17 protein-coding genes are annotated in these 22824 nt (G+C 62.4%); 9 read left to right on the forward strand and 8 right to left on the reverse strand.

Annotated features, from left to right (window positions below; genetic code table 11):
* Positions 1-141 precede the first annotated feature (141 nt).
* Positions 142-630, forward strand: a complete 489-nt coding sequence (locus tag Q9R34_RS02915; protein ID WP_224481430.1) for an RrF2 family transcriptional regulator — start codon at positions 142-144, stop codon at positions 628-630.
* 145 nt (positions 631-775) lie between these two features.
* On the opposite strand, the gene oqxB is transcribed toward Q9R34_RS02915, so the two are convergent.
* Positions 776-3928 (reverse strand): multidrug efflux RND transporter permease subunit OqxB, encoded by a 3153-nt coding sequence (oqxB, locus tag Q9R34_RS02920; RefSeq protein WP_485892320.1) that lies wholly within the window; start codon positions 3926-3928, stop codon positions 776-778.
* A gap of 17 nt (positions 3929-3945) precedes the next feature.
* Positions 3946-5106 carry an efflux RND transporter periplasmic adaptor subunit gene (locus Q9R34_RS02925; RefSeq protein WP_434124894.1) on the reverse strand — a complete coding sequence of 387 codons (1161 nt, stop codon included), beginning with the start codon at positions 5104-5106 and terminating at the stop codon, positions 3946-3948.
* 298 nt (positions 5107-5404) lie between these two features.
* On the opposite strand from Q9R34_RS02925, the gene Q9R34_RS02930 reads away from it, so the two are divergent.
* From Q9R34_RS02930 to Q9R34_RS02940, 3 genes are all read left to right on the forward strand, one after another.
* Entirely contained in the window at positions 5405-5749 is a 345-nt protein-coding gene (locus Q9R34_RS02930; RefSeq protein ID WP_033747323.1) for a helix-turn-helix domain-containing protein, read from the forward strand.
* 86 nt (positions 5750-5835) lie between these two features.
* Complete coding sequence (locus Q9R34_RS02935; protein WP_434124895.1) at positions 5836-6270, forward strand: ribonuclease domain-containing protein; 435 nt, start codon at positions 5836-5838, stop codon at positions 6268-6270.
* Between the two features lie 2 nt (positions 6271-6272).
* Positions 6273-6542 (forward strand): barstar family protein, encoded by a 270-nt coding sequence (locus Q9R34_RS02940; RefSeq protein ID WP_434124896.1) that lies wholly within the window; start codon positions 6273-6275, stop codon positions 6540-6542.
* Here Q9R34_RS02940 and Q9R34_RS02945 read toward each other — a convergent pair.
* The 4 genes from Q9R34_RS02945 to Q9R34_RS02960 form a co-directional block, all read right to left on the reverse strand.
* Positions 6539-8914: a virulence factor SrfC family protein gene (locus Q9R34_RS02945; RefSeq protein WP_485892322.1), complete on the reverse strand. Its 2376-nt coding sequence runs from the start codon at positions 8912-8914 to the stop codon at positions 6539-6541. The two genes, Q9R34_RS02940 and Q9R34_RS02945, sit on opposite strands and share 4 nt — an antisense overlap.
* Positions 8911-11874, reverse strand: a complete 2964-nt coding sequence (locus Q9R34_RS02950) for a virulence factor SrfB (protein WP_485892323.1) — start codon at positions 11872-11874, stop codon at positions 8911-8913. Before Q9R34_RS02950 ends, Q9R34_RS02945 begins: the two co-directional genes overlap by 4 nt.
* A 2-nt stretch (positions 11875-11876) precedes the next feature.
* The gene (locus Q9R34_RS02955; protein ID WP_485892324.1) at positions 11877-13208 is read right to left on the reverse strand and encodes an SrfA family protein; all 1332 of its coding nucleotides are present in this window, start codon (positions 13206-13208) and stop codon (positions 11877-11879) included.
* Between the two features lie 162 nt (positions 13209-13370).
* Positions 13371-14546, reverse strand: a complete 1176-nt coding sequence (locus Q9R34_RS02960) for a benzoate/H(+) symporter BenE family transporter (protein WP_485892325.1) — start codon at positions 14544-14546, stop codon at positions 13371-13373.
* 92 nt (positions 14547-14638) lie between these two features.
* Between Q9R34_RS02960 and Q9R34_RS02965 the strand changes: the two genes are divergently transcribed.
* The 4 genes from Q9R34_RS02965 to Q9R34_RS02980 all read left to right on the forward strand — a co-directional run bounded on the left by Q9R34_RS02965 (position 14639) and on the right by Q9R34_RS02980 (position 17332).
* Positions 14639-15196, forward strand: coding sequence for a helix-turn-helix domain-containing protein (locus Q9R34_RS02965; RefSeq protein WP_033747303.1), 558 nt, complete (start codon positions 14639-14641; stop codon positions 15194-15196).
* A 66-nt stretch (positions 15197-15262) separates the two neighbouring features.
* Positions 15263-15694, forward strand: coding sequence for a MarR family winged helix-turn-helix transcriptional regulator (locus Q9R34_RS02970; protein ID WP_485892326.1), 432 nt, complete (start codon positions 15263-15265; stop codon positions 15692-15694).
* Positions 15695-15705: 11 nt separating this feature from the next.
* Positions 15706-16263 carry an isochorismatase family protein gene (locus Q9R34_RS02975; RefSeq protein ID WP_434124902.1) on the forward strand — a complete coding sequence of 186 codons (558 nt, stop codon included), beginning with the start codon at positions 15706-15708 and terminating at the stop codon, positions 16261-16263.
* Position 16264: 1 nt separating this feature from the next.
* On the forward strand, positions 16265-17332 hold the full coding sequence (locus Q9R34_RS02980) for an AbrB family transcriptional regulator (RefSeq protein WP_434124903.1): 1068 nt from the start codon (positions 16265-16267) through the stop codon (positions 17330-17332).
* Between the two features lie 35 nt (positions 17333-17367).
* On the opposite strand, the gene Q9R34_RS02985 is transcribed toward Q9R34_RS02980, so the two are convergent.
* Positions 17368-20259 carry an autotransporter outer membrane beta-barrel domain-containing protein gene (locus Q9R34_RS02985; RefSeq protein ID WP_485892327.1) on the reverse strand — a complete coding sequence of 964 codons (2892 nt, stop codon included), beginning with the start codon at positions 20257-20259 and terminating at the stop codon, positions 17368-17370.
* Between the two features lie 36 nt (positions 20260-20295).
* Here Q9R34_RS02985 and Q9R34_RS02990 point away from each other — a divergent pair, with 36 nt between their 5' ends.
* Positions 20296-20529, forward strand: a complete 234-nt coding sequence (locus Q9R34_RS02990) for a hypothetical protein (RefSeq protein WP_485892328.1) — start codon at positions 20296-20298, stop codon at positions 20527-20529.
* Here Q9R34_RS02990 and pqqU read toward each other — a convergent pair.
* The gene (pqqU, locus tag Q9R34_RS02995; RefSeq protein WP_485892330.1) at positions 20526-22637 is read right to left on the reverse strand and encodes a TonB-dependent receptor PqqU; all 2112 of its coding nucleotides are present in this window, start codon (positions 22635-22637) and stop codon (positions 20526-20528) included. The two genes, Q9R34_RS02990 and pqqU, sit on opposite strands and share 4 nt — an antisense overlap.
* Positions 22638-22824: the final 187 nt, after the last annotated feature.

The following is a 22824-nucleotide window of genomic DNA, read 5'->3' on the forward strand; positions in this document are numbered from 1 at the left end:
AGCTAGCTTTTAATGAATACGTGCCCTGGCACCGCTGCCTTGCTTCTAAAAAGCAACAGTGTTTGTTATATTTATTGCTCACTGAATGTTCACTTACGCGGCAATAAAACAATAAGATGCACCGCAACTCAGGATAAAGAAATGCTTGATTACCGCTTCCCGACAGCTTTGCAAATGGTTCTTAGCGTAGCGATGGCGGAGCAGATGGGTAAACGCTCGACCAGCGCCATTCTGGCATACGGCCTTGAGGCGAATCCCAGTTTCATCCGTAAGCTGATGGTTCCGCTCACCCGAGATGGCATTATCGTCTCGACGCTTGGCCGCACCGGTTCGATTCATCTGGGGCGTCCGGCCAGCGAAATCACGCTGCGCGATATATATACCTCGGTGATTGAGGATAAAAAGCTATGGGCGTCGCGTCCGGACGTTGCGCCTCGCTGTCTGGTCAGCGCCAATCTCTGCTGGTATTTCAAATCGATTGCCGATGAAGCCGAGCAGGCTTCGCTGGAGGTGCTGGAAAAACGCACCGTCGCCGACGCGCTTGAAGAGCTGAAGAAAGGCAACGAAACCGAGTGCGCGCCGGTGCTGGAACCGGATGCTATCGAAGACCTGTGCAAAAAAAGCCGTTAACAGCGGCTTTTTTTATGCCCCGCAGCGCGGCGCACCCGATTCCTTCCAGAATGTTTTTCTCTTCAGCCGCAACAGACTTACCCACGCTATAGCAAAAATACCTTCCCTAAAGAAAGGGCGGTCGCTGACCGCCCTTAATAGATAGTTACGCTGTCTGCATCGCCTCTTTCGGCGCCTTACGCGTCACCAGCTTACGCAGCGTGACGTAAAATACCGGCGTCAGGAACAGACCAAACAGGGTAACGCCCAGCATCCCGGCGAACACGGTGATGCCAGTGACGCCGCGCACTTCTGCGCCCGCGCCTTCGCCGAGGATCAGCGGCACGGTGCCAGCGATAAAGGCGATGGAGGTCATCACGATAGGGCGCAGACGCAGACGACAGGCCTCCAGCGCCGCTTCCACAATGCCTTTGCCCTGCATCTCCAGCTCGCGGGCGAACTCCACGATAAGAATGGCGTTCTTGCACGCCAGCCCCATCAGCACCACCAGGCCGACCTGCACGAAGACGTTGTTATCGCCGCCCGTCAGCCAGACGCCGACCAGCGCCGACAGCATGGTCACCGGCACAATCAGGATCACCGCCAGCGGCAGCGTCCAGCTCTCATAGAGCGCGGCCAGCACCAGGAACGCCAGCAGCACCGCCACCGGGAAGACGATAAAGGCAGTATTGCCCTGCGTCGCCTGCTGGTAGCTGAGATCGGTCCACTCGATATTCATGCCGTTCGGCAGCAGCTGGCTGGACATCGCCTCCAGCTGGGTCATCGCCTGCGCGGAAGAGAGGATGCGCGGATCGGCATCGCCAATCAGGTCCGCCGCCGGGTAGCCGTTGTAGCGGATCACCGGATCGGGCCCGTAGGTGGTGGTGATATGCACCATGCTGCCGACAGGCACCATCTCGCCGCGGTCATTGCGGGTGCGCAGGTTGGCGATATCCTCTACGCTGTCGCGGAACTCGCCGTCCGCCTGCGCCATCACGCGCCAGGTGCGGCCGAAGCGGTTAAAGTCGTTGACGTATGACGAGCCGAGATAGGTCTGCAAGGTGCTGAAAAGATCGGTCAGCGATACCCCTTGTGCCTTGGCCTTATCGCGGTCGACCTGCACGTCGAGCTGCGGCACATTCGCCTGATAAGAGGAGATGGGATAGTGCATGCCCGGCGTCTGCATCACCGCACCGGAAAGGGTATTGATCGCCGTCTGCAGCGCGCCGTAGCCCAGCCCCGCGCGATCCTGCACGTAGAGCGAATAGCCCGACCCCTGGCCGAGGCCCAGAATCGGCGGCGGCATAATCGAGAAGCCGAAGCCCTGCTGCAGCTGGGCGATTTTGGCGTTGATTTCCGCGTTAATCTCTGCGGCGCTGTGCTTGCGCTCGCTGAACGGCTTCAGGCCAAAGAAAACGGTGCCGGTATTCGGCGTATTGGTGAACTGCAGCGCATTCAGGCCGGGAAAGGCGACGGAGTAGGCCACGCCTTCGGTATTCATGCCGATTTCGCTCATCTTGCGGATCATCTCGTCGGTACGCTCCAGCGACGAGCCTTCCGGCATCTTCACGCCGCCGATCAGATAGAGCTTATCCTGCGTCGGGATAAAGCCGCCCGGCACGGCGTGGAACATAAAGCCCGCGCCCGCCAGCAGCAGCACATAGACGCCAAATACCGCGCCGCGACGGCGCAGCGTTTTGCCGACCAGCCCTTCGTAGCCGTGCGCGCTGCTGTTAAAGAAGCGGTTGAACGGACGGAACAGCCAGCCAAGCAGGCGATCGATAATGCGCGTCGGGATATCTTTCGGCGCATGGTGATCCTTCAGCAGCTTCGCCGCCAGCGCCGGCGACAGCGTCAGCGAGTTGATGGCGGAGATCACCGTAGAAATCGCGATGGTGACCGCGAACTGCTTATAGAACTGGCCGGTGACGCCGGAGAGGAACGCCATCGGCACGAACACGGCGCAGAGCACCAGCGCGATGGCGATAATCGGCCCGGACACCTCGCGCATCGCCTGATGCGCCGCCGCCTGCGGCGAGAGGCCCAGCGCGATATTACGCTCGACGTTCTCCACCACCACGATGGCGTCATCCACCACGATGCCGATCGCCAGCACCAGCCCGAACAGGCTCAGGGTATTAAGCGAGAAGCCGAGCAGGTAGAGCACGCTAAAGGTGCCGACCACCGAAACCGGCACCGCCAGCAGGGGAATAATCGAGGCGCGCCAGGTCTGCAGGAACAGGATCACGACCAGCACCACCAGGGCGACCGCTTCCAGCAGCGTATGCACCACCGCGCTGATGGAGTCGCGCACGAACACGGTAGGGTCATAAGGCGCGGCCCACTGCACATCGTCCGGGAAGCGTGTCGCCAGCTCGGCCATTTTGGCGCGCACCGCGTTAGAGAGATCGATGGCGTTGGCGCCCGGCGCCTGGAAAATACCGATGCCGACCGCGTCCTTATTGTTGAGCTGCGAGCGCAGCGCATAGCTGCCGGAGCCCATCTCGATGCGCGCCACGTCGCGCAGCCGCACCAGCGAGCCGTCATCCGAGGTTTTCAGGATGATATTGCCGAACTGCTGCTCGTTCTCGAGGCGGCCTGCGGTATTGATTGAGAGCAGAAAGTCGGACTGCTTCTTCAGCGGTTCAGCGCCGAGCTGGCCAGCCGACACCTGCACATTCTGCTCCTGCATCGCCGCGATTACGTCGGCAGCGGTCAGGCCGCGCGCAGCGACTTTATTGGGATCGAGCCAGACGCGCATTGCATATTCGCCCGCGCCGAAGATCTGAATCTGCCCCACGCCCGGCAGGCGCGCCAGCTCATCTTTGACCTTCAGCGTGGCGTAGTTGCGCAGGTAGAGCGAGTCGTACTTGCCGTGCGGCGAGAACATATGCACCACCAGCGTCAGCGTCGGCGACATCTTCTGGGTAGTGATGCCGAGGCGGCGCACATCTTCCGGCAGGCGCGCTTCCGCCTGGGCGACGCGGTTCTGCACCTGTACCTGCGCCTGATCGGGATCGGTGCCGGGGCGGAAGGTCACGGTGGTCACCAGCACGCCGTCGGAACCGGCCACCGATTTCATATACATCATGTTCTCAACGCCGTTGATCGCCTCTTCCAGCGGCGTCGCCACCGAGTCGGCAATTACCTTCGGGTTGGCGCCGGGATATTCGGCGCGCGCCTGCACGCTGGGCGGCACCACGTCCGGGTATTCGCTGATCGGCAGCAGCGGAATAGCGATCAGGCCGGTAACGAAAATCAAAATCGACAAAACGGCGGCGAAGATCGGCCTGTCGATAAAAAAGCGGGAAAAGTCCATAGCGGCAGTAGCCTCAGTTAGTTGGCGTTAGCCGCGCGCATCGCGACCTGCTGAGCCGTTACCGGCATTCCGGGCATAAACACTTTTTGCAGCCCATCGACGATCACGCGATCGCCCGGCTGCAGCCCGCTTTTCACAATGCGCAAACCCTCGACCATTGCGCCAGGCTGAATGTCGCGGCGCTGCGCCTTGCCCTCTTTGTCCATGACATAGACATATTTGCGATCCTGATCGGTCAGCACCGCCTTGTCGTCAATCAGCAGCGCCTGGAATGCGGCGCTGCCCGGCAGGCGGACGCGGGAGAAGAGGCCGGGCGTAAACTGACGCTGGCGGTTATCAAGCAGGGCGCGCATGCGGATGGTGCCGGTGCTGGCGGTGAGCTGGTTGTCGGTAAAGTCCACCTGGCCGCGGTGCGGATAGCCGCTTTCGCCCGCCAGGCCGATTTCGACCGGCAGCGAGCCGCGCTGCTGCCCCTGACGCGCCATCGCCTGGTAGTGCAGGAAGGTGGTTTCATCGACATCGAAGTAGACATACATACGATCCTGCGACACCAGCGAGGTGAGCACGCTGGCGCTGTCGCCGGCGGTCACCAGGTTGCCGGTGGTGATCATGGCGCGGCTGGCGCGTCCGTCGATCGGCGCAGTCACGCGGGTAAAGTCCAGGTTGAGCTGCGCCATATCCACGGCCGCCTCGGCGGAGAGCACGTCTGCCTGGGCCTGGCTGGCGGCGGAGCGCCGCTGCTCCCACTGCTCGCGCGACACCGCCTGTGTGCCGATCAGCTTCTCGGTGCGCGCCGACTCGCTGCGCGCCAGCGCCGCCTGGCTGCGGGCGCGCGCCAGTTCGGCCTTCGCCTGCTCCAGCGCGGCGCGATAGGTGCGGTCGTCGATGGTGAACAGCACCTGGCCTTTTTTCACTTCGTCGCCTTCGCGGTAGTTCACCGAATCGATATAGCCGGAGACGCGCGGGCGCAGCTGCACGCTCTGCACCGCTTCGATGCGGCCGTTAAAACTGTCCCACTGGCTAACCGGCTTCACCACCACGTCGGCGACGCTGACCTGAGGGGGCGGCGGCGGGGCGTTTTGCGCCACGCCTTTGTCACATCCGCTAAGTATGCTGCTGAGCAGCACCGCGCCCAGAAGGGTTGAACCCTGACGAACCCACTTCGTTTGTCTGTTCATTATTGTTATTCCGCATAGCGTTAAAAAAGAGCCCACAAGGGTGGGCCAATATTTGCAACTTTTAAGATTGCAATTAATCGCGAGGAGTGTAGGCTTGGGCATCCAGCAACTGCAAGAATATCTGATACACTTTATGTGCGGTTTTGACTGAGGCAGAGCGGGGCGGAGAATGTCCTTACGGCGAGTGCGGCATTTAATGTATCAATCCAACTTGCATTAAATGGCAAAGTCAGTCACCCTTAAAGTGTAATTGCAACTGATACTGATACTGTTCGCAACGGCGACGGGAGAAAATGGGATGATGAGCGACGCATTTATTCACGATCTAATCGACTGGATCGATAACAACATCGAAGCACGTCTGGATCTGGACACCGTATCGGAGCGCGCAGGCTATTCTAAATGGCACCTGCAGCGTATGTTTAAAGAGCACACCGGCTATCCGCTGGGTGAGTACATCCGCATCAAGAAGCTGAAGAAATCCGCGGATCGGCTGACCACCACCAATGAGCCGATCCTTAACGTCGCGATTTCGCTGGGCTTTGACTCGCAGCAGTCTTTCAACCGCAGCTTTAAACGCCAGTACGGCGTTGCGCCAGGCGCCTGGCGTCGCCACGGGGCGCAGATGCAAGCGATGCAGTGATCCCCGCAGGGCCAGCTTCGCTGGCCCGCGCTGTATCTGCCCGCTAAAGCTGGTATCATCAGCGTCCTGTTGTCTGGGATGCCATCATGTCGAAAAAACTCTGGATTGCACTGTTCATCGTGCTTGCGGCCGCCTGGGCCGGTTTAAAACCCCATCTGAATCTCTCATCCACGCCTGAATCTGGCGACATCAGCTCGCTGACCGATGCGCGCACCGTAGCGCGTTACCTGCTGCAGCATCAGCAGCTGCCGACCTATTACATCAGCAAAAATGAGGCGCGCCGCCGCGGCTGGGATCCCGCCAAAGGCAATCTGTGCGAGGTGCTGCCGGGCAAGGCGATAGGCGGCGACCGTTTCGGCAACCGCGAAAAGCGTCTGCCGCAGCGTAGCGGTCGCTTATGGTATGAGGCGGACGTCAACTATCGCTGCGGCCATCGCGAGGCGGATCGGCTGGTCTACTCCTCTGACGGCCTGGTCTATATCACCACCGATCACTACCGCAGCTTTAAGCAGGTGCCCTGAAAATGCTGACCATTACGCTCGACTTCCGTCGCCTGGCGGATCGCGACGCGCTCTACCGGACGCTGGCGCAGCAGAGCCATTGCCCGTTCGCCTTCGGCAATAATCTCGATGCGCTGTGGGACTGGCTGACCGGCGGCATGGCGCTGCCGGCGCGCATTCATCTGCGCCACGTGGCGGAGGCGGAAAGGCGCGACGAGTTCGCCGCCGTGCTGGCGCTGCTGGAAGAGGCGGCGCAGGTGCTGGAGGGCGACCTGCGCCTGAAGCGGGATTAGCCGCGCAGCGGCGCGAGGATCGCGGCCAGCGCGGCGCGCGCGGCGGGCGTCACGTCGCGTCCGCCGGCGTAGCCGTTGTTCTCCAGAATCACGGAATTGAGCCCGACCAGCCAGTCGTAAATGTAGTAGGCGGTATGGTTGGCGGGCGCGGCGGAGAGACGCGTCAGCCGCTGTCCGGCAGAGAAGTTAACGCTCGGCGCGGGCGGACGCGAGAAAATCGGCTGACCGCGATTGACGCGGCTTGGCGGCCGCTCAGCCTCGTCTCGCTGCAAAAAGCCCAGCCAGGCGACAAAATCCCCCAGCACCGTCATGGCGCGGGAAACCTGACGATCGGCGCGCGACTCATGGCTGACGGAAGGGTTATCCGGCTCGTGCAGCGCCTGCTCCAGCGACGTCAGCATATCGAGGCGGAAGCTGGCGACAATCAGCTCTTCAACCAGCCACTCCAGCGTGCCGCGATCCACATTCAACAGCGTCAGCAGGCTGCGGTTCTCCGGCAGTTCGCGCAGATGATCGAGCCACAGCGCCATCACCTGGCGCGCGAAGCTCTGTCCCGCGGCGCTGACGTGATGCTGCGCGGCCGCCGGTTCAGCCAGCGGCGTATCGCTAAAAAGATCGAATTCAAAGCCGACGCCGAAATGCTGCGCGGGCGCCTCGGCGCGGATCGCCGCGGTCGTGGTCGGCGCATCATGCTGGCTGAGCCAGAGCTGACGCAGCGTTTCGCGCGGCGGCTGCAGACGCTCCAGCAGTTCGCCGTGCAGGCCGGTACGGTGCTGCAGACATTTCAGCAGGGTATCGGCGATGGTCTGCCTGCGCGCCGCCTGCTCGGCGCTCGCCTCGGCGTCAATCCAGGGCAGCAGTCGACGCTCCAGCACGCTGTGCTGCAGGGCACGCAGCTCGGCCAGCAGCCGATCGCGGCGCGCGTCGGGCTGCATCTCTTCCTGCAGCCACTCCGCCATGCGATCGACACCGGCGCGATCGAGCGCCAGCATCGAGCCCCAGCGCTGGCCGGGCTGGCCAATCTGGCGCTGCACCGCCTCATCGACGTTGATCTGCTGATGGCGCGCGTCGTATGGGGTGATCGCCCAGATCAGGCGCGGCTTTTCGCCGTTTTCGCGCGGCGGCTGATGCAGCTGCCATTCGCGCAGCGCCCGGCTGGCGACATCGACATCCTGACGCTGGCTGGCGGCGGTGCAGATCAGCATTAAATCGATCCCCTGGCGCGTGGCGTAAAAGCCAGGCAGCAGGGCGCGCTTCTGCTCCAGCAGACGGGCGCGCAGCGGATCCTGCTGCGCCAGACGCTGGCGCTCCTCGCGCGCCGCCGCCTCGGCGGGCGTGCCGGGGGCGGGCAGATCGAGCATATCGGCGTCGTCAAACAGTGCGGTGCGCGGCGTCGAGCTTAAGGGGATAACCAGCTCCAGCGTCAGCAGCGCCAGCCAGCCGAGGGGCGCCTGCTGCGGCTTGCCGATGCGGTTGCCGTTCAGCGGACAAACCTCCACCTTCAGCTGCTGATCCTGCTCGCTGGCGGGCGCGATCAGCTGTTCGCTCGGCAGCAGCGCGTCGTCCGCCAGCAGACTGAGCGGCGCGAGCACGCGGCTGGCGTTGCGCAGCTGATGGCGCAGATGCAGCAGCGCGCGCAGCGCGTCGCTCAGCTCCGGCTGAGTCGGCCACAGCAGGGCGAAAAGCTGCACCCGATCGTCGACGCTGAGCGCAGGCGCCAGCTCTACCGCCTGCGGCCAGAAATGGCGGTCAAGCCGCGGCTCGTGACAGCGGTGACGACGGCTCCAGGCCCAGAGCGTGACCAGCGCGTCGCTGTCGAGGCCGCCGACCGGCGCGCTGAGGCGCTGGCGCTGCAGGCGCTGCAGCTGCTGGTCAAGCTGGGCGCTTTCCGGCTGCGGCGCCGCATGGCGGCAGCTCAGCACCAGACGCAAAATTTCCGCTTCGCTCAGCAGCGTCAGCTCTACCGGCCATTCGCCGGAGAGCGGCTCGCGCTGATGGCAGTAGCGGGTCGCTGCGGCAAAGTCGAGATTGCCGGGATTGATCTGCTGAAAGACGTTAAGGTTTTTCTCGCCCAGACGCGTCAGCAGCTGGCCCTGAGCGTCGGCAACCATTTCGCTCAGCAGCCAGGCTTTGCCCGCCTGCGACTGGCCGAACAGCGCCAGCGTCACCGGACGGGCGACCTGCTGAGCAAGCGCATCGCTCTGCGCGCGGGCGCGGCGCAGCTGGCGCGTAAAGGTTTCCGCCTCCAGCGCCAGGCGGGGCGACGCGTCGCGGTGGTCGGCGACCCAGCCCAGGCTGGCGTTGAGCGCCTCCTGCAGCAGGCCAAGTCGTTTTGCCAGCGTCTGCGGCTGGCGCGGTTTTACAGTTCTCATCGTTTGCAAAGGCTTCCGCTGTCAATCCAGTACTGGGCGTTGGCGTTGCCCTTCGGTGAGAGAGTATTAAGTTTCAGGCTCAGCTGCTCAAGTGGCACGCGGGTGCCGTCGTCGAGGCGCGCGTCGCTCAGCACCAGCCGCTCCGGGCCGGGCAGCGTCGGGCCTGGCGCCACCGCCAGCTTCACGCGCAGCACGCTTTCTCCGGCCACCTTGCGCGCCAGCTGGGCGTCGTTCAGGGTCAGGCTGTAGAGCGGCGACGCGGGCCAGCGATCGTTATCAAGCTGGCGGAAACCGAGGCAGACGTTGCCGCGAATGCGGAAGCTGCTTTTGCGGTCCAGCGCGAAGCGCTGGTCGTCGAGATCGATTTCGCTGTAGCAGAGATTATCGTTGGTCAGCGCCTGATTCTCGTCAAGTACGCCCAGGTAGCGGATGGTGGAATAGGGTTCGAAATCGCCCGCGCGGAACCAGAAGCTGTTCAGGCGCAGATCGAGCGCCAGCAGGCAGAGCATCGCGCCGACCGCCGCGGTGGATTTCGGATTGTCGATACGGCCATGTTTGTTGAACGGATACCAGTCGCTGGTGTGGTAGCCCTCCAGCGACAGAATGCGGCTGCCTGGCAGCGGCTGCAGATGGCGCACCAGCGCCTGAATGCCGGGGAAGCGCGACGGGCGCCCGGTGAGCAGCAGCACGTCGCACTGATAGAGCGACACCACCTCGCACATCGAGCGCAGCGCCGGAATGATCGCCATGCGGTGCTGCATAAACTCGGCGTGCAGCTGGGCGAGACTGACGATCAGCGGCACCTCCAGCAGATCAAATCCGCTGTCGGCGCCCAGCGCGCGCTGGATTTCGCCGTTGATAAAGGCGAGCACCGCGTCGGCCGGCCGGCTCTCCACCAGTTCGCCGAACAGGGCGTTGATCTCCGCGTGGCTCTCCAGCGGATCCCAGTTCTCGTAGCGCTCCAGCACCGCCTGCGCCAGCGGAATAAACAGCTGCAGCGTCGCCTGCTGGCGCAGCGTCGCCTGGCCGTCGAGGCGGCCGTCGTGGCCGAACAGCTTGTTCAGCAGCGGCTCGGCCAGCGTCAGGCCCGCTTTCTGCAGGCTCTGCTGTAGCGCAGGCAGGATCCAGAGCTGGATCACATCCAGCAGAATATCGTCGCCCGCGACCTTGAAGCCTTCGCGGAACAGCAGGCGCGGGGTGATTTTGACGTTGTTGCCCTGGCCGTCGTCGAGACGATAGTGGGTAATGGCCAGATCGGTGGTGCCGCCGCCGATATCGATTGAGGCGATGCGCAGGCTTTTGCCCGGCACCTCATCCGCCTCGCGCGGACGATCCGGGCGTGCGGTGCTGCTAAAGAAATCCTGCGCGCGACCGGCGAAGTTAACCTGCGTTTCGTTGAACAGCCACACCATCTGGCCGCAGGTGGCTTCGTCCCACTCCATCTGCACGTCCGGCACCGGCTTGCGGCAGGTCGGCGGCGCGGCGGCGTCGAACGGCTCGTCGGCCGCGTGCCAGCCCTCGGCTTTCCACACCAGCGCGATCGCCTGCTGCATGCGGCGGCGGAAAATTTCGCGCTCCGGCTTCGGCATCGCCGACGGCAGGGTAAGGATGACGTGGCGCAGCTGGCGCGGCGCGTGGCTCTGCGGCATGCGCTGACGCTGCGCGGCGCTGTTCATCTGCATCAGCGCCTGCGCCAGCAGTTCGCACAGCATAAAGGTCATCAGCGAGCTGCGGCTGTAGTGGGCGGAAAAAACCGGCAGGCGATCGTCCTCGGCGAGCGCGTGCAGCGGCTCCCCTTCGTCATTCAGCAGAAAGGTAAAGGGCGCGGCGTTGGCCTGCGGCTCGTTCGATCCCTGCGGCTGATTAAAGCGCCAGCCGGGCTGATAGCGCGCCTCGTCCCACAGATAGCGGCGCGGGCTGGAGATGCCGGTGCTGCCCTCAAGGCCGGCGCGCTGCAGCGCCAGGCGGCTCGCTTCGCGCCCGACGCGCGTCAGCGACGGCCACATAAAGGCATTTTCGCGGCCGCTCTGCAGCGAAAAGCTCGCCTTGCCGAAGTCGGTTTCAGCAAACTCCAGGCGGCTGTCGAACAGCTCGTTATAGACCTGATGCGGCTGCGAGAGGTCGCGCAGCTGCAATTCGTAGGTCTGCTTCAGGCCGTTGCTCTCTTCGGGATGATCTTCCACCAGAATGCCGCAGGTGTGTGAATTGCCGACGTCGAGAATAATGTCGACGTTCACCGCCGGGGTCTGCTGGGTGGCGGCCTGCAGGTGGATATCGCTCAGGTTAAGCTGCTCACCGAGCAGCTCCAGCAGGTTCAGGTAGTGCGCCTGGTATTCGAATTCGCGCAGGGCCTGCGCGATCGCCTGCTCGCGGCGGTCGCCGACGCGGTCGCTGAACGTTTCACGCAGCCAGCCGTCGACCCAAATGTGATCGAGGAACTCGCCCAGCTCGTAGTTGTGCCAGGCGAGCGAGAAGGTGACGCCGTTCTGCGCGTCGGCGGCGGTCAGGCCGAGCTGTTCGCCGCCATCCTCCGGCGCCACGCAGCGGGTATCGAACGCCAGGGTCACGCGGTGGGTATTGCCCGCCGCGTCCGGCTGCGCCAGCGCGGTGAGGCGCAGGCGCGCCCAGTTCTCCGGGCCGCCGATAAAGCGACGGCCGCTGGCGCAGCGCAGCATCGGCAGCGGCAGCCAGCAGTCCGCCAGCAGCGCCAGCGAGTCCGCCAGCGCCACGTCCGATTCCGGGCGCACCACTTCCGGCGCGCCGCCGTCCTGCGGGTAGAGCAGAAATTTGCCGCTGTTGCCGTCGACGTTGAGGCGCAGCAGCGGGCCGTTTGCCGTCTGGCGCACAAACTGACGGCGCGCTAGACCTGCGGCGATGCGCAGGCCAAAATCGAGAAACTGTACGCCGCTCTCTTCAATTAGCGTGATTTTTTGTTTGTCATCGATCAGGGGAGCCAACATGGTTACTTACTCTCACGCTTAATCGTCATCGGGAAGGATTTGTCGTCGCTAAACAGCGCTTCGCACACGGCGGCACCGTCTCCCGGCTTACACATTAGCTGCGGCATGCGGTAGCGCGAGCCGTCGCTGCATTTGGCAGTATAGCGGCTGCGCACCGAGAGCTGGCCGCTGCTGAGCATAGCCGCGGTAACCTCGTCGGCGCTGCAGCGCAGGTTATTGCCCTGAGTGACGGTGGCGCTGCCTTTGCCGCTGCGGATCGTATAGCGCAGTACTGGCGAGGCGCCCCCCGGCAGAGAGTTCTGCATCACCACGCGCCAGCGGCCGTCGACGACGCTAATCGCGCCGGTGCGGACATCCTCCACGCTCATTTTCAGCGCGTCCGCCGCAACGGGAACGGCGGGCGTCACCACGCTGGCAAGGGTGGCTGAAGACGCTGGCGTCTCGGCGGGCGCGGCGACGCTGGCGGGCGTCTGCGGCAGTGTGGTGGCAAGCTTTTGCGCGGCAACCAGCGCGGCAGGCGGCGCGATAGCGGTGGCAGCAGGAACGGCAGCGGGCGCGGCCTGCTGCGGTGCGGCGACCGGCGTTGGCTGATGCAGCCAGAACGCGGCGGCACCGGCAACGGCCAGCGCCACCGGCGCCAGATAGAGGAGGCGGAAGGCATGGCGCTTCGTGGCTGGCACGGCAGAGGCCGCGGCGGCTGGCGCAGCCGCAGGTGGCGCGACGACCAGAGGCGGTTCGACAGCGGGCGCCGGCAGCGGTCCAGGCTCAGCGATCGTCGGCAGCGTCTCCGCTACCGCTGGCTGCGGCTCGACGACAGCCACTTCCGGCAGCAGCGGCGGCAGCGACACCTCCAGCGTATCGCGCAGGCAGGCGAGCGCGTCGTCGCGCGTGCGCGCCTGCGCGTCGACAAAGCCCCAGAAGGTGATCACCGGCTTGCCGTCCACCAGGTAGACATACTGTTGATCGGGAAACTGCAGCGTTTTGCCCAGCAGCGCGCCGAACAGGCGCATCGCTGGATTGTCCGCCTCGCGCGCGCGCGCGCTGAGATCGCGCATCTCCTGCTGGGTCGCCGTCAGCTGTTCCAGCGCCAGACGGCGCTCGCGATCGCTGGCGCCCAGCCAGGATTTTACCTTGCCGCTGAAGGGCGCGTACCAGTCGAGGCGGTCGCCGCGCGCGTTAGGCTGAGGAATGGCCAGGCAGTTTGCCAGCACGGTCTGACGGCGCAGCCGCAGCGTTTCACGAATTTGCAGGGCGGATGCGTAGACCGGCTGGCCGTTTTCACCCAGCGCCAGCACCGCGTCAAGATTACCGCTGCGCAGAAAAGTTTTTGCCACCTGTTGGGCCCTTATCGGTCGAAGTGTGAGGCAGAAAATCGTGTGATATCGACGACTGGAGTGATTTTACGCGGAGCAACGGCAAATCAAACGCCGGAAAAAACGGTGATTAAGGGCGTTTTTCGCGCGCTGCGATAAAAAATGCGCAGCCTGTCCAGTCGGTTAAGCGCCGCGACGCGTCAGCACGGCATGCGCGACGAGGCCGCCGACCAGCCCCCAGAACGCCGCACCGATGCCGAACAGCGACAGGCCGGAGGCGGTGATCAGAAAGGTGATGGCGGCGGTGTCGCGCGTATCCGACTCCGCCAGCGCGCGCGTCAGGCTGCCGCTGAGGGTAGAGAGCAGCGCCAGGCCAGCAAGGGTGGCGATCAGCGGCGACGGCAGCGCCACGAACAGCGCGGCGATAAGCGCGCCCGAGAGCCCGGCCAGCAGATAAAACAGACCGGCCAGCGCGGCGGCCATCCAGCAGCGGCGCGGGTCGGGATCGACCTCGTCGCCCATGCAGATGGCGGCGGTGATGGCGGCGATGCAGACGGAAAAACCGCCGAAGGGCGACAGCAGCAGGGCGACCAGCCCGGTCCAGCTCATCAGCGCGGAGACCGGCGGCTGATAGCCGTGCGCCTGCAGCGTGGCGACGCCCGGCGCGTTTTGCGACGCCATGGTGACGAGGAAAAAGGGCAGGCCGACGCCGATCAGCGCGGTCAGGCTAAAGTGCGGCATGATGCCCTGCGGCAGCGCAACGCTCGCCATCTGCGCCGGAAAATGGATCGCGTGGCGGGCAAACGCCATCGCGACGCCCACCGCCAGGGTGGCCAGAATGGCGTAGCGCGCCAGCCAGCGCCGCGCCAGCAGCCAGGCGAGCAGCATCGCGCCGCACAGCACGGCGTCGTACTGCAAGCCGGTAAAGGCCTCCAGCCCGAAGCGCAGCAGGATCCCGGCGAGCATCGCCGAGGCCAGCGCGGGCGGAATAACCTTCATCAGGCGCGCAAACAGGCCGGTGACGCCGCTCAGCACAATCAGCGCGTTGGCGAAGATAAACACGCCGATCGCCTCATTGAGGGAGAGCCCGTGCAGGCTGGTGGCCAGCAGCGCCGCGCCGGGCGTAGACCAGGCGCAGAGGATCGGCATACGCGTCCAGAGCGACAGGCCCAGCGAACAGAGCCCCATCGCGATGCCCAGCATCGACAGCCAGCCGCCGATCTGCGTCGGCGAAGCGCCAGCGGCCTGCGCCGCCTGAAAAATAATAGCAGCTGAACTGCTGTAGCCGACCAGTACCGCCACGAAACCCGATACCAGCATGGGAAAAGAAAAGGCGGATCGCGCCGCTATGCTCTGCATAAAACCTCCGCTGTGCGTTATAGCGCACATGGTAACAGTGTGCGCTATAGCGCTCAAGTGCTACACTGCCGCCATGATTTCAGGAGAACCTCATGGAAAATCTGCATCAGCATCTTAGCGAGGCGCTGAAACAGCTGCGTCAGGCTAACGGCTGGAGCCTGACGCTGGCGGCGGAACGCACCGGCGTCAGCAAAGCGATGCTCGGCCAGATCGAGCGCGGCGAGTCCAGCCCGACGGTGGCAACCCTGTGGAAAATCGCTACCGGCTTTAACGTTCCTTTCTCTTTTTTCATTCAGGGCAACGGGTTGCAGAGCGGCGACAGCGCGCGCTTCAGCCAGCCCAACGCCCAGATGACGGTGCGGCCGCTGCTGCCTTACGACGCGCGGCTGCGCTTCGATCTGCTGGCGGTCGAGCTGGCGGCGGGCGCGCAGAGCGACTCCTCGCCGCACGAGCAGGGCTGCGTCGAGCAGGTGGTGGTGATCGAGGGCGAACTGCTGCTCGGCACGGGGGGTGTCTGGCGTCGGCTACAGACGGGCGAAGCGCTGCAGTTCGCCGCTGACGTGGCCCACAGCTACCGCAATCCGCTCGCCACGCCGCTGCGCTTTCACAGTCTGATCCACTACCTGCAGCGTCCGGACCTTACAAATTAATACGAAGGCAAACTACACAGTTTACCTTCGTATCTCTATACTGGCGCTAACGTAAGGAGAATGGCGATGAGCGAACTCACTGAAGCCGCCGCGGCGCTGCGCATGCTGACAGGCAAGCTAAGCCGTCGGCTGCGCGAATCTGCGCCGCCGGGCGATCTCACCTGGTCGCAGGTGTCGGTACTGGGTTATCTGGTACGCGACGGCGCGATGACCATCACCGAGCTGGCCGCCGCCGAAGGGGTGCGCAGCCAGTCGATGGGCGCGACCGTCGCCAGCCTGCTGGCGGCGGGCATGGTGCAGGGCGAAGCGGATCCGCTCGACGGCCGCAAAACCCGCTACTCGCCGACGTCAGCCGCTCGCACCCTGATCGCCGCCAACCGCGCGATGCGCGATGACTGGCTGGTGCGCGCCATCGACACCCGCCTCAGCGCCGACGAGCGCCAGCAGCTGATCGCCGCGATCCCCTTACTGCAACGACTCGCCGACAACGCATCCTGAGAGGACTTTTCATGGCTCTGACTACCCTTGATACCCATACCGCACTGATTATCATCGACCTGCAGCACGGCATTGTTCGCCTGCCGGTGGTGCATGAGCCACAGCCGGTGATCGACCGCTGCGCGCAGCTCGCCGCGGGTTTCCGCGCCCGCCAGCTGCCGGTGGTGCTGGTGAATGTCGCCGGCGGCGCGCCGGGCCGAAACGAGCAGGGCAGCCACAGCGGCGAACTGCCGGCCGACTGGGCGACGCTGGTGCCGGAGATGACGCCGCAGCCGGGCGATATCACCGTCACCAAGAAAACCTGGGGCGCCTTTCACCAGACCGATCTGCATGCTGAACTGCAGGCGCGCGGCGTGACTCAGGTGGTGATCTGCGGCATCGCCACCAGCATCGGCGTTGAATCTACCGCGCGCCAGGCGTATGAGTTAGGTTACAACGTCACTCTGGCCACCGACGCCATGACCGATCTCAATCTCGACACCCATAACAACAGCGTGAAGCTGATCTTCCCGCGCCTGGGCGAAACCGGCACCAGCGCCGAAGTGCTGACGCTGGTCGACGCACGCTAATATGGCGTCGGCGCAGGCGGGCCTGGGGCGCTGGGCTGGGCTGATCCTCAGCTCGGCGGGGCTGGTGGCGGTGCTGGAGTGGCTGCATATTCCGGCCGCGCTGCTGCTTGGCCCGATGTTTGCCGCCATCGGCTTCGCCGCCTCCGGCCGCACGCTGAAAATCGCGAGGCCGCTGTTCAACAGCGCGCAGGCGACGGTGGGCGCGATGATCGCCGCGGCGATCCCCGCCACGATATTTCATGAAATCGCCAACGACTGGCCGCTGTTTGTGCTCTGCGTCGGCTCGGTGATCGTCGCCAGCCTGGCGCTTGGCGGCCTGCTGGCGCGCTTCCGCGTGCTGCCGGGCTCGACCGCCATCTGGGGCTCGTCGCCCGGCGCGGCGACCGCCATGACCCTGATGGCGGAGAGTTTCGGCGCTGACGTGCGCCTCGTCGCCTTTATGCAGTATCTGCGCGTGATGATGGTGGCGCTGGTCGCCACGCTGGTGACGCGCTTCTGGGTTGGCGGAAGCGATACCCCGACAGCGTCGCCCGCGCTGAATCTCTTCGCGCCGTTCGCGCCGATCTCATTTCTGTTTACGCTGCTGACCATCGCCGCAGGCGTGCTGGCGGCGCGGCTGCTGCGCATTCCCGCCGGGCCGATGCTGATGACGCTGATTGTCGCCTCGCTGGCGCAGGATCTCGGCGGCCTCGATATTACGCTGCCGAAGTGGCTGCTGGCGCTGGCCTACGCCTTCGTGGGCTGGGGCATCGGCCTGCGCTTCAGCGCCGATATCCTGCGCTACGCGGCGCACGCTTTTCCGCGCGTGCTGCTGTCGGTGCTGACGCTGATCGCCATCTGCGGGCTGTTCGCATTTTTGCTGGTGGAGTTTGCCGGTATCGATCCGCTGACCGCCTATCTGGCGACCAGTCCGGGCGGCGCCGATTCGGTGGCGATTATCGCCGCGTCGAGCAACGTCGATATGCCGTTTGTAATGGCGATGCAGACCGGACGCTTTATCGTGGTGATGTTCACCGGCCCGATTTTGTCGCGCTGGATCGCCAACTGGATGGCGCGGCGACCTGACTGAAACGACCCCGCCATGCGGCGGGGTATGAGGGGACATCAGAAGGTAAAGCGGTAACCTGCATTGACCTGTCGCTGATTGAAGCGGTGCCCCGTTGACGCGTCTGCTTCAAGGTAGAGATTATGGTTTCCCAGGCTTGCGCTAACGCCCAGCCCATTATTCCACCAGTTGCCACGAAAATTATTCTCCTCCGCAGAACCGTTAAGCAGATAGGCAGGACGAGCAGTAAATTCTCTGACCACGCCCGTTTTTAAATAGAGGTTGAGGCTGCCAGCGGAGGTTTGCTGAGTGAAGCCAGCCAGCGTCGACGCTCTTGCCATAACCGAATCATAATCATGGAATGACACCGTCAATCCGTTAGTGGCTTTAATCTGCGTGCCTTTTTGTCGACCGGCAGAGAGCTGGAGCTGCGGTTCAATATAAAAACCTTGCTGGTCAGGTGAAAAGGTAAAGCGCTTACCCGCTTCAACCGAGGCATGCAGTCCGTTGGTTTTAGCGGCACCGTTAACAGGATTATTCTGGCTGTCCTTAACGTTAAATGCATTACTCATTCGGTTATATTTAATAAACTGATCGATATAGAAGCCATTCTCGCCCACCCAGGTTAAGTAAGCGCCGAAATGCTGGGATTTTGCCGTGCCGCTGCCGCTGCCGCTGCCGCCACGGCTGTAATGGGGCGAGGCGCTGGTTTCTCCTATAAAGAGCCCGCCAAACAGCTTAGTGCCTTCCATCAGGTTTTTATCCACGCCGAACTGATAGCCGCTATAGCTCATGCTGAACTGGCTCAGTTTTCCGCCGGGGAACGCACTAAATTTGCCGCCGTAGCCTTTTAGCCAGACGTTACCCTGGCTCTCACTCTGGCGAATGTCACCCAGGCGCTGGAGTAAGGTCTGGTTTTCAGCATAGGTGAGCAAATAGCCGATTTGTAAATAATTCGCGCCTGCGTCAGCGGTGGTGGTAATGACGTTATGATTTCCTGCGCCAGGTTGAGGTGGCGTAACGACGGCGTCAGCAGGGGGTGCGGGAACAACGGGGGTGACAGAGTCAACGGGGATGACGGTGTCAGCAGGCGGAACAGTATCAGCAGGCGGAACGGGATCGGCTGGGGTAACAGGGGCGACGGGCGCGGTGCCGGCGGCGTAAAGCTCCCAGTTGGTTCCTGCCTGGCGCACCTGATAAAGGTAACCGCCCAGTTCGACATCTGACTTAGACGAAAAGCTCGCCTGACCATCCGGCGTTTCAACAACGGTCAGTCTCTCGTTGCCGGTTGTGGCCAGGCTGCCACGGTTAACGAATGACAGCGAATAATCCCCTTCACTGCTATTGGTCACGATGAGTTTATCCCCGGCATTATTGACACCGTCGCCATCACCGACCAGGTCGACGCGCAGGGTGAAATCACCGCTTCCCTTTAAGTCAGCAACGGTTAAGGTGGTATAGCCGGCTGTGCTGTTGCTCTGCGTAAAATCGACGCGACTTTGGTTTAGCGCCAGCAGGTCGAGAACCGATGTGTCGCTGACGCGCCACGTACTTTCATTAAGAGAGGCATTCAAGTAACCGCCGTTGAGGTTATCGCTATACGCGCTGCCCGTCCAGGTAGAACCGGGTTGCAGGGTCATATCAATTTGACCGCCATTTGATAAGACGGAGCCTGTCATATCCAGCTTGCCATTGGCATTGATGCGGCTGGGGGCGTAGCCGTCAGTGTAGGCTGCTGCAAGCGCATAGAATTCAGGCGATGGCATCGTAATGGTGAGATCGCCGGTGAGATCCACTTCGCCTCCCGCCATGGAGGTCACCGCGGCACGCTGCTGGGTTCCACTTTCAATTGAGAGGTTATGACCGGTAATGGTGCCCCCAAACAGCGCCCATAACCCCATATCGCTGCTGACGATATCTGTCTCAGCAAGATTCACCGTCGAGTTTGAGGTTTGCGCAGAGGCGCCATAAGAGCCTCCCGCATTGAGAGTATTGCGCTGCTCCGCCGTACCTGAATAATTAATGACGGCATTGGTGCCGCTTGCCACAATACCGCCAGCCCTGGCTGAAGTGACATGGCTGTCTGCACCGATATTCACCAGGCTGCTGCCCCGGGTTTCAATGCCTATGGCTGACTCCCCGGTCGTCGTCACCGAAAGATTCTCTGCCGTTAACTCGCCAAAGTTCCAGATGCCGGTCGCGCCGATTCCTGATGTCGTAAGCGTACTGCCCGTTCCAAGATTGACCTGCACATTTTCCTGTAACTCAACGCCGTAAGAATAATCCCCCTGCGTGGTGACCGATAAATGACTGGCTGACAGCGTTGATGGTTTTTTCGTTGTGCCATTCAGGGCATCAATGGTAATCCCGTTACTTCTGTTGCCACTGGTCGAAATTGAACTGTTTTCGCCGAGGCTGGCGCTACTGCCCTGATTGTTAACAGCAAATCCAGTGCCATAGTCGCCCGTGGTCGTAACGGTGAGCTCGCTGGCGGTGAGTGAGGAGCCGTTGCTAACGGAGATGCCGTTCGCATTAATGTTGCCTGTGCCTGTGGTATTAACCACGCTGTGAGTGCCTAAATCCGCGGTAATATTGTCGCCCCAGAGGGTAATGCCATTCGCACTTTTTCCTGTGACGTTAACCGTCAGGCTATTAGCGGTTAAGGTACTATTGTCACCCAGGATATTAATGCCGCGCGCAAAATTATCTTTATCGGTCACGTTAATAGTGGCGTTGTTAGCTAAATCTATCTCTCCCGTTTCCCGGTAGGGATTTATTATCCCATAAAGCCCGCCCGAATAAAGCGCATCACCGGTAAGTATATCGCCATCGTTCAGCTTAATATTTGCTCCGCTCATACTGCCTGTTTCGGCGCCAGAGGCATTTCCCGTTAAAATAAAGGCGATGAATATTGCCAGCGGCTTGAATCCGCTTTTAATTACGCTTTTCATTAAAACACTCCATTGTATTTATGATGAGGTAACCTGTTGCGTTGCTTAGGGGGTATTTTATTAGCTGCTCAGCTGGCAATAATTTATCAGTTTGATGGCAATTTAATGGGGAAATGTTGGCAAAGGCTGGCGCGAATTGTTGTTAATTTGGAATGGGTTTTTATTTTATGTTTTTGGGGTGTTAGAAAGACAGGAGAGATCGCGAAAATTCTTATTATTGATAAAAGAGAGGTTATGGTCGGCTTCAAAGAAGCCGACCATAACGCTTAATTAAAGCGGTAACTCGCCGTTATACCCACGCTGTAATTGCGACCCGGTGCCGGCTCAAAGTAGCGGCCGTTGCCTTCGTTAACGATCACCGAGCCGATGTAGTTGCGGTCGAAGAGGTTATCGACGCGGCCGAAGAGATCGAGCGTCCAGTTCTGCACCAGCCATTTGTAGCCGCTGTTAAGCGCCGCGACGGTATAGGCGGGCGCCTTCACGTCGTTTTCGTCATCGGCGGCGATATTGCTCATATAGCGCATCTCCGCGCCCGCATAAAAGCCCTGTTCCGGTGCGTAGGCCAGTGTGGCGTAGAGCATATTGCGCGCAATGCCGGGAATGCGGTTGCCGTCACAGCTCGCGTCGCCGCAGGCGTTGCTGCGATAGCGCGCGTCGAGCAGCGTCCAGGCCGCCTTCGCGCGCCAGTCGGCGGCGAACTGCTGATCTATACCCAGCTCCAGGCCGCGCCGCCGGGTTTCGCCGGCGTTTTTGTAGGTGGTGCGGCCGCCGAGGCTGGTATCGGTCACGATCTCATTTTTGGTGTCGGTCTGGAACAGCGCGGCGGTGACCAGGCCGTTGCCGATGCGTTTTCTGGTGCCCAGCTCGACCGTGTCGCTGGTGGCCGGTTTCAGGCCGGTATTCAGGCCGGTTTCGCCGTCGGCGCGGTAGGAGAGCTCGTTAATGGTCGGGGTTTCGAAGCCGCGGCCCGCCGAGAGATAGGCGTTCCAGCTGCTGTCGATGGCGTACTTCAGCGACGCGGCGGGCAGCCATTTATGGTAGCGCGCGTCGCCGCTGTCGTCGCCGTTGGCGGCGGTAATGTAGTTGTCGTTGGCGTCGAAATTAACCGTGCTGTAGCGCAGCCCGGCGTCCAGCGACCAGCTGTCGGTAAGCTGCCAGGCGGTCTGCAGGTAGGGATCCAGGTTCCACATCAGGTTGCGTTCGTTACGGCGAATATTGCCCTTCACGCCGAGATCGTCGCCGCTGAAGTTTTCGAAACCCTTGCGGCGCTCGGTCAGGGTTTCATAGTCGAGGCCGCCGGTCAGCGTCACCGGCACGCTGAACAGGCTGTCGCGGTGGGTCCAGCGCGTGTCGATGCCCTGATAGTGGCGCGTCAGGTCGATTACGCCGCCAGGATGTTTCGCATTGGCTTGGTAAAGTTTGGGGATCGACTGATACTGGGTGGTTTCACGGATCCCGGCGTACATCATTACGCTGAGGTCGTCGTTTTCGCCCATCTGGCGCTGGTAGTGCAGGCCGCCCTGGGTCTGATCGACGGTTTTGCGCGTGTTGTAAAGGGTGACGTTGCTGACCACCTGGCGCGGGTTGGCGCGCCACTGATCCGGCGTCAGGCCGCCGGGATCCTGCGCCTCGATGTGCACGCTGTTGAACAGCAGCGTCAGGGTGCTGACGTCGTCAATGCGCACTCCCAGCTTCGCGTTGCCGAGGTTCTTCTGCGCCTCGCTGTGGTCGCGGTAGCCGTGCGTGGTAAAGCGCGAGGCGGAAACGGTGTAGTTGACGTCGCCCGCCTGGGTGCCGTCGCCGGTCGCGCCGCTCGCTTTAACGCTGTTGCGCCAGCTGCCGTAGCTGCCGTACCAGCTGCCTGCTTCCAGCGTCGCTGGCTGCTGGCCGGTCTGGGTATCGACGTTAATCACGCCGCCCGAGGCGTTGCCGTAGAGCGCGGAAAAGGGGCCGCGCAGCACCTCGATATGGTCGATGGAGCCGATATCGATATTGGAGGTTTGGCCCTGGCCGTCGGGCATGGTGGCGGGAATGCCGTCGACGTAGAGGCGCAGCCCGCGCACGCCGTAGGTAGAGCGCGAACCAAACCCGCGCACCGAGAGCTGCAGATCCTGGGCGTAATTCTGCCTGTTCTGGATTTGCAGGCCCGGCACGCTGCCGAGATTTTCCGACAGATTGACGCGCGGCGCGGCCTGGCGCATATCCTCGCCGTTGACCACGCTGACCGCGGCGGGCGTATCGAGCTCAGAGAGGCCGGTTTGCGCCGGCGCGGCGCTGACCACCATGGTCGCGCTGCCGTTATCCTCAGCTGCCAGCAGGGGCAGCGGCAGCATAGCAGGCAGCAGCACGCCGACCTGTCGCAGTGATGCAATTTTCATGAATGAAAGACCGTTATTAAGAGATGAAATGAACCAAGCGGGACATTGCGCGCGTATGTTACGGCTTTTTACGATTATTTGAAAAGCGTAAATAATAAGGGGGTTTTATGCGAAGTTCAGCGTTGAAAAATGTTTTTACCGACTGGATTTTTCGGGACTTTCCCTTCAGTGTTAAATGCTTAGTTCC

The organism is Enterobacter sp. BRE11, from assembly GCF_031844285.1.
Taxonomy (GTDB): Bacteria; Pseudomonadota; Gammaproteobacteria; order Enterobacterales; family Enterobacteriaceae; genus Pantoea.